The sequence below is a fragment of the Devosia sp. genome (assembly GCF_014860165.1).
GTDB lineage: Bacteria > Pseudomonadota > Alphaproteobacteria > Rhizobiales > Devosiaceae > Devosia.
This window is the reverse complement of the sequence record NZ_JACZKG010000075.1, coordinates 163089-171166: the sequence shown is the minus strand read 5'-3', so window position 1 is coordinate 171166 and position 8078 is coordinate 163089. Positions and strand designations below refer to the sequence as shown.

5 protein-coding genes are annotated in these 8078 nt (G+C 64.7%); all 5 read left to right on the top strand.

Annotation, left to right across the window (positions count from 1 at the left end; genetic code table 11):
- Nucleotides 1-362 precede the first annotated feature (362 nt).
- The 5 genes from recQ to IH615_RS20155 all read left to right on the top strand — a co-directional run bounded on the left by recQ (nucleotide 363) and on the right by IH615_RS20155 (nucleotide 8069).
- Nucleotides 363-2189 carry a DNA helicase RecQ gene (recQ, locus tag IH615_RS20175; RefSeq protein WP_291364795.1) on the top strand — a complete coding sequence of 609 codons (1827 nt, stop codon included), beginning with the start codon at nucleotides 363-365 and terminating at the stop codon, nucleotides 2187-2189.
- Nucleotides 2186-3163: a heparan-alpha-glucosaminide N-acetyltransferase gene (locus tag IH615_RS20170; protein WP_291364783.1), complete on the top strand. Its 978-nt coding sequence runs from the start codon at nucleotides 2186-2188 to the stop codon at nucleotides 3161-3163. The genes recQ and IH615_RS20170 overlap by 4 nt, the downstream gene beginning before the upstream one ends.
- A 182-nt stretch (nucleotides 3164-3345) precedes the next feature.
- The gene (locus IH615_RS20165) at nucleotides 3346-5202 is read left to right on the top strand and encodes an ABC transporter ATP-binding protein (protein ID WP_291364782.1); all 1857 of its coding nucleotides are present in this window, start codon (nucleotides 3346-3348) and stop codon (nucleotides 5200-5202) included.
- Nucleotides 5199-7097, top strand: a complete 1899-nt coding sequence (locus tag IH615_RS20160) for an ABC transporter ATP-binding protein (protein ID WP_291364780.1) — start codon at nucleotides 5199-5201, stop codon at nucleotides 7095-7097. Before IH615_RS20165 ends, IH615_RS20160 begins: the two co-directional genes overlap by 4 nt.
- Nucleotides 7098-7331: 234 nt before the next feature.
- Nucleotides 7332-8069, top strand: a complete 738-nt coding sequence (locus IH615_RS20155; protein ID WP_291364777.1) for a TSUP family transporter — start codon at nucleotides 7332-7334, stop codon at nucleotides 8067-8069.
- Nucleotides 8070-8078 lie beyond the last annotated feature (9 nt).

Sequence of the window (8078 nt, the reverse complement as noted above, 5' to 3'; positions counted from 1 at the left end):
GAGCCACCCTCCGCCCCTCCCCTCAAGGGGGAGGGGAGCCGTCCCTCCGTCGCCAAGGTGGGAACCATCCCAGCCCCAGCGATTTGCCACAAAGAGGTCCGGCGCGCGTCAACCGGACATGGTGGCATAGGGAACGGAGTGGTTTTTCCGGTTTCCCGCTCCGGCCAACGCAACGGCAGTCGAGCCCTTATCCCACCCGCGCGGACCTCACCCGATCCGCTTGTGCCGACAGGCAGGTGCTGCATCCCAATGGCGGCGAGATCGTCGGTGGATAGCGCCGACACGTGATTTCTCCCGCCTTGCGGCTCACCCCGCCCCTGTGATCCAAGGGCGGGGTGAGCACCGTTGAATCAAGCTTCGATCTGTTCGATGCGGGACCGCGCCTTTCTTCGCGCGATCCCCTCACGGTGCTGCGCGAGGTCTTCGGCCACAAGAGCTTCCGCGGCCAGCAGGCCGACGTGGTCGAGCACGTGGTGGGTGGCGGCGACGCCGTCGTGCTGTTCCCCACCGGCGCCGGCAAATCCATGTGCTACCAGATCCCGGCGATCTGCCGGCCGGGGGTCGGCATCGTCATCTCGCCGCTCATCGCCCTGATGCGCGACCAGGTCGAGGCGCTCAAGCAGGCCGGCGTGGCGGCCGCGGCGCTCAACTCGTCCCTGTCTTCAGAAGAATCCGCCGAAGTCCGCCGCAAGCTGCGCAACGGCCAGCTCGACCTGCTCTATGTCGCACCTGAACGCGTGGCGACGCCGGGCTTTGCTAATATGCTCAGCGGCATCGACATCGCGCTGTTCGCCATCGACGAGGCTCATTGCGTGAGCCAGTGGGGTCACGATTTCCGCCCTGAATATCGCGAGCTGATCCATCTGGTGGAGTTGTTCCCCGGCGTGCCGCGCATTGCCCTCACCGCCACGGCAGACGCGACGACGCGCGAGGATATCATCGAGCGGCTGGGGCTCGAACAGGCCCAGGTGTTCACGACCAGTTTCGACCGGCCCAACATCTCCTATTCCATCGTCGAGCGCGACAAGCCGCGCGAGCAATTGCTGGCTTTCCTCGCCGCCCACAAGGGCAGCTCCGGCATCGTCTATTGTCTCTCCAGGGCAAAGGTCGAGGACACGGCCGAATGGCTGTCCTCCAAGGGCATTCCGGCACTGGCCTACCATGCCGGCCTTCCCGCCGAGCGCCGCAGCGCCAACCAGGATGCGTTCCTCAAGGAGGAAAACATCTGCATGGTGGCCACCGTCGCCTTCGGCATGGGCATTGACAAGCCCGACGTGCGCTACGTCGCCCATATGGACCTGCCGGCTTCGATCGAAGCCTATTACCAGGAGACCGGCCGCGCCGGCCGCGATGGCCAGCCCGCCGACGCCTGGATGAGCTATGGCATGGCCGACGTGGTGCAGCGCCGCCGCATGATCGACGAAGGCAATGCCCCTGACGAGGTCAAGCGCGTCGAACATGGCAAGCTCAATGCGCTACTCGGCGTCTGCGAAACCGCCGAATGCCGCCGCAAGGCCATCCTCAGCCATTTCGGCGAGGCCCATCCCGGCAATTGCGGCAATTGCGATACCTGTCGTTCGCCCGTTGAATCCTGGGACGGCACCGAGGCCGCCATCAAGGCCCTGGCCGCCATCTACCGCACCGGCATGCGCTTCGGCGCCGCCCATGTCATCGACGTGCTGATGGGGAAGGCCACTGAAAAGGTCGAGCGCTTCGGCCACCAGAACCAGGCCGTGTTCGGCCAGGGCGCCGACCTCGATGCCAAGGTCTGGCAATCGGTCATCCGGCAATTGACCGCCTCTGGGCTGATCGTCGTCGATCATGCCAATCACGGCGCCCTGACCCTGGGTGAGGGCGCCCGCGCCGTGTTCAAGCACGAACGCACCGTCACCCTGCGCAAGGACCGGCCCAAGAAATCGGTCGAAGTCCGTCGCGCGCTGGCCCGGGCGGCGACAGTGCCCGAACACGCGCTGCCGCTGTTCGAAGCCTTGCGCGAGGAACGCACCCGCATCGCCAAGGCCCAGGGCGTGCCGCCTTACGTCATTTTCCACGACGCCACCCTGCGGGCCATGGCTTTGGCCGTGCCCCGTCATCCCCACGATATGCTCAACCTCCCCGGCGTCGGCCAGGCCAAGCTCGACCGCTATGGCGAGGATTTCCTGGCAGTGGTGGCGCGACAGACGAAATGAGTGACCTCGCTCCCCGCCCCCGCTTCGCCATCGTCGACATAGCCCGCGGCGTCGCCATCATTGCCATGGTGGCCTATCACCTGTGCTGGGACCTCAGCTATTTCCGCTTCATCGCTGCCGATGTCGGCTACGACCCGGCATGGGTGCTGCTTGCCCGCAGCATTCTTGCGGTTTTCCTCTTCCTTGCTGGCGTCAGCCTTGTTCTTGGGCATGGCAGCGGCATCCGCTGGCGCAGCTTCTTGCGGCGCTGGATTTTCGTCCTACTCGGTGCGCTGGCAATATCGGTGGCGACGTCTTTCGCCTTCCCGCAGAGCTTCGTCTATTTCGGCGTGCTGCATGCCATTGCCCTGTTCAGCCTGACGGGTCTCGCCTTCCTGCGCACCCCGCCCTGGCTGGCGATAACAGTCGCCGCCGTGGTCATCGCCTTGCCGTTCTTCTATTCGGACCCGCTGTTCAACGAGAAGGCGTGGTCCTGGCTCGGCTTCTGGCAGGTGCCGCCGCCGGCCAATGACCTGGTGCCGGTCTTCCCCTGGTTTGGCGCGGTGCTGCTGGGCATCATCGCCATGCGGCTGGTGCTGGCCGCCGGCTGGTCGAACCGCCTCGCCGCCATTGCTCCGCCCGGCCGGCTGCCGCGCCTCCTTGCCTTTCTCGGGCGCTGGAGCCTGCTGATCTATCTGGTTCATCAGCCGATCCTGCTCGGACTGGTCTACCCCGCCGCGGCTTTGCTGCAGCCGCAGGTCGCCATGCGCGATGTAACCTTTCTCCGCTCGTGCCAGAGCACCTGCGAGGCGGGCGGCACGCCGGCCGACATGTGCGTCACCTATTGCCAATGCGGGCTTGCGGGCGTCACCACCAATAATCTCTGGAACGCCGTCGAGACCGGCATGGTCACCGCAGCCGAACAGGCCCTGCTCGATGCGCAAAACCGGCAATGCTCGGCCGTGATCTACCCCGAACTCAACGCCAGCCCCTGATCGCGTGCCCGGCGCGCCACACCCGCGTTGGAACGTTATTCTTTGCGCTTTTTGCATAGATTCGATCTTGAATGGCAGCGCGAATGGGCGTTGATTATTCACTGCGAGTTGATTTGTCCGGGCTTCGGCTAGTTCCTCCCGCCCGCCTGGACCCACACATATATTGAAGTCTGGATACTTCCTTGACCACCGACAAGGCTGGCCGCGTCCATTCACGCGGCGATGCACGGGCTCACGTGGCCGCCGCTCACGCGGGCAAGGGCCGCGGGCCGCTGACGCGAATTGCGCTTTATTCACTCCGCCATCCCTGGCAGGCCGCCGCGGCGATCGGCGCGACCATCATTGCGTCAGTCCTGCAACTGCTGATTCCGCGTCTGCTCGGTCACGCCGTCGACCAGGCGCAGGGCATTCTCGATGCCGGGGCAGATGGCGCCGAACAGGCTTTGTTCTGGAGCGCCATGACCCTGCTGGGCGTTTCGGTAGCGCGCGGCTTCTTCACCCTGGTGCAGAACTATTATTCGGAATCGGTCGGCCACCATGTCGGCTACGAATTGCGGCTGGCCTTCTACGACAAGGTGCAGCGCCTCTCCTATTCCTATCATGACAAGGTCCATACCGGCGATCTGATCACCGTGGGCCTGCTCGACCTCGATGGCTTGCGCATGTTCTTCGCCACGGGCCTGGTGCGCGTGGTGCTGCTCTCGGTGCTGATCGGCGTCGGCGCCTATATGCTGCTCACCACCGATATCGTGCTCGCATTGCTGGCGCTCAGCTTCGTGCCCTTCGTCGCCTGGCGCTCCTCGGTGGCGCAGCTCACCTTGCGCGCCACCTGGCTCACGCTCCAGCAAAAGCTCTCGGCGCTGTCGCGGGTCATGGAGGAGAATCTCGGCGGTATCAGGGTCGTCAGGGCCTTCTCGGGCGCGGATTTCGAACTGGCCAAGTTCGATCATGCTTCCAAGGAAGCCCTGGCCCTGGCCCATGAGCGCGTGCATGTGCGGGTGCGCAACACCAGCTTCATGACCTTCTCATTCTTCTTTGCCATGGGGTTGGTCCTGTGGGCCGGCGGCAACAAGGTCATAGCCGGCGAGATGAGCGTGGGCACGCTGGCCAGCTTTCTCACCTTCATGACCATCCTCCAGATGCCGGTGCGCCAGCTCGGGCTGATGGTCAATTCCTTCGCCCGCGCCTCCACCTGCGGCGACCGCTTCTACGCCTTTCTCGATCAACCCCTGGCCATATCAGACGCGCCCGGCGCGCCCGAGCTCAAGGTCACCGAGGGTACCTTGCGCTTCGAGGATGTCCGCTTCTCCTATGAGGGTGCGACCCATCCCACGCTCGACGGGGTGAGCTTCGAGGCCCGCGCCGGCCAGACCATCGGCATTGTCGGCGCGCCGGGCAGCGGCAAGTCGACGCTCGCCCACCTCATCCCCCGCTTCTACGATGTCAGCGGCGGCCGCATTACCATCGACGGGCAGGATGTGAGCAAGGTCTCCCTGCAGTCGCTCCGCCGCGCCGTCGCGGTCGTGCAGCAGGACAGTTTCCTCTTCACCACCACCATCGAAAACAACATCGCCTATGGCGACCCCTGGGCCAAGGAAACCAAGATCGAGAAAGCCGCCGAAAGCGCGCAATTGCACAATTACATCATGGGCCTGCCGGCGGGCTACGACACCGTGGTGGGCGAGCGCGGCGTGTCCCTGTCGGGGGGCCAGCGTCAGCGCCTGTCGATCGCGCGCAGCCTGGTGCTGCGGCCGGCGGTGATGGTGTTCGACGATTCCACCGCCGCCATCGATGCCGGCACCGAGCACCGCATCCGCAGCGCCATCCGGCGCTATGCCAGCGACCGGGTGACCCTGGTCATCAGCCATCGCCTGAGTTCGCTGCTGCATGCCGATACCATCCTGTTCCTCGAAGGCGGCCAGATCGTTGAGCAGGGCAGCCATGAGGAGCTGCTCGCCCAGGGCGGGCGCTACCGCGCGCTCTATGACCTGCAGACCCGTCCCACTGAAGACATCGAGATCGGGAGCGCCGCCCAATGAGAGCGATCGAAGAGGACGACCGCGACGTCGCCAGCTTTCCGGGCCAGCGCCCGCCGCGGGCCAGCGTCGGTTCGCACCGCATCGAAGAGGAAATCTTCGGCAAGGCCTATGATCCCAAGACCGTGCGCCGCATCTGGGCCTTTGTTCGGCCCTATCGCCTGAAGATTTATCTCTCGGTGGCGGCGGTCCTGGTCTTTACCGCCACCCAGCTCGCCATCCCGCTGATCATCGGCCGCGCCATCGACAGCGGCATGACCCAGGGTGGCAATTCGACCAACCTGCTCTGGGCCGTGGCGACCTTTGCCGTCGTTGTCGTGATCAATTACGCCGCCTCCTGGATCCAGGAAAGCCAGGTTGGGCAGGTGGCCGAGAACGTGCTGTTCGACATGCGCCGGGCCATGTTCGCCCAGTTGCAGCGGGTGTCCCTCAGCTTCATGGACAAGACCGAAGTGGGTCGGCTGATGAGCCGCCTGCAGGGCGACGTCAATTCCATGCAGGAATTTCTCGAGACCTCGGTGATCTCGGTCGGCGACATGGTGCTGCTCGTCGGCATCGTGGTGGTCCTGCTGACGCTCGATTTCCGGCTGGGCCTGTTGACCCTCTCCACCATGCCCATCCTGTTCATCGTGCGCATCTTCTGGCTGCCGCCGGCCAAGCGCGCCTTCTGGGCGGCGCACGAGACCAATTCGATCACCGCCGGCGCCATGGCCGAAGGCATCAATGGCGTGCGCACCGTGCAGAATCTGGATCGCCAGCGGGTCAATTTCGACCTCTTCGACGACAAGGCCTATAACAACCTGCTCACCCAGCTCACCGGCTCGCGCTTTGCCCAGGTCATGGTGCCGATCGTGGACAGCCTCACCGGCATCGCCATGGCCATCGTGGTGGTGGTGGGCGGCTCGCTGGTGCTCAATGGCGGGCTGGAAATCGGCGTCATCGTCGCCTTTCTGTTCTACATCCAGCGCTTCTTCGATCCCATTCGTTCCCTGACGATGCAATATTCGATCATGCAGCGCGCCATGACCTCGGGCCGCCGCATCACCGAAGTGCTCGATATTCCGGCCTCCATCAACGACAAGCCCGATGCCATCGCGCTGACGCGGGACATGGATGGTTCGGTCGAGTTCCGCGACGTCGTCTTCGGCTACAGTGCCGATCGTCCGGTGCTGAAGAATGTGAGCTTCAAGGTCAATCCGGGCGAGACGGTTGCCCTGGTGGGGCCGACCGGTTCGGGCAAGACCTCGGCCATGTCGCTGGTCCATCGCTTCTACGAAGTGCAGTCCGGCGCCGTGCTGGTGGGCGGCCACGATGTGCGCGACGTCACCCAGCAATCCCTCGGCGAGCAGGTCGCCATGGTGCTGCAGGAGCCGTTCCTGTTCACCGGCAGCGTCTTCGACAACATCCGCTACAACAAGGCCTCGGCCACCCGCGAGGACGTCATCGCGGCGGCCAAGGCCGTGGGCGCGCATGATTTCATCACCCGCCTGCCCGGCGGCTATGACGGCATGCTGGAGCAGCGCGGCTCCAACCTGTCGCTGGGTCAGCGGCAGCTGCTGAGCTTTGCCCGCGCGCTGGTGGCCGATGCCAAGATCCTGGTGCTCGACGAAGCCACCGCCAATATCGACTCCTATACCGAGCGGCAGATCCAGAAGGCGCTGCTGACCCTGCTCGAGGGCCGCACCGGCATGGTCATCGCCCACCGCCTCGCCACGATCCGCGGCGCCGACCGCATCATCGTGCTGCAGAATGGCGAGCTGATCGAAACCGGCAACCACGACCAGCTCATGGAAAAAGGCGGGCTCTACGCCAAGCTCTACAACATGAACTATGCCAGCTTCGACGATATTCCGGACGAACTGGTGGCGCAGGCGAACGCCAGGGCGGCGAGTACGTAACCGGCAGTTCCTATCTGGTGGGGCCACGCGCACCAGACGCGCAGATCGTCTGCACCCATTCTCGCAACCGTGCCCCTCCCCTCACGGGGGCAGGGCCCTTGCCGGCTGCTGTCCAAACATCGAGCGTCGCCCGCGTGGCTACGCCACCCGGATTCCGGCATCCCCTCTTGCCGCATCCAACATGGCGCGGTTTTGCCGATGGGCGCATGACAAGGCGGTGTTGGAGACTGATTCATGAGCCTTCCGATTGCCGCCGCCCTGCTATTGGCGGTGTTCTTCACCTCGACCCTGTCTGGCGTCTTCGGCATGGCGGGCGGGTTGGTGCTGCTGGGCATCCTGCTGGCCATTCTGCCTGTGGGCACCGCCATTGCCGTGCAGGGCGCCATCCAGATCGTCGCCAATGGCTCGCGCGCCTGGTTCTCGCGCGACTATATCGACTGGAAGATTCTGGGCATCATTTGCCTCGGCCTGCTGGTCGCCGGCATCGCCCTGTTCATCCTGCGCTACACGCCCGATCTGGCGACGGTGTGCATCGCCATTGGCCTCTTGCCCATACTGGTCTGGATTCCCCAATCCTGGCTGGCCCTTGATGCAAGCAAGCCCCATCATGCCTTCGTCTGCGGCCTGCTCGGCGGCGGGCTCAATCTGGCGGTGGGCGTCTCCGGCCCCACGGTCGATATCTTCTTCATCCGCACCACCATGGACCGTCGCAAGATCATCGCCACCAAGGCGGCCACGCAGGTGATCTCCCACGCCGCCAAGGTGGTGTTCTACTGGAATGCCGCCATGGTCCTGGCGCCTTTCGAATGGGCCGCGATTGCCGTGGCGGCGCCCTTCGCCATCGCGGGCACCAGTGCCGGACACTGGATCCTGCAGCGCCTGACCGACGCCAATTTCCGCGCCTGGACCCGATGGATCGTCACTGCCATAGGGATTTTCTATCTCATCCGCGGCGTGACCTTGCTGATCTGACGCCGATGA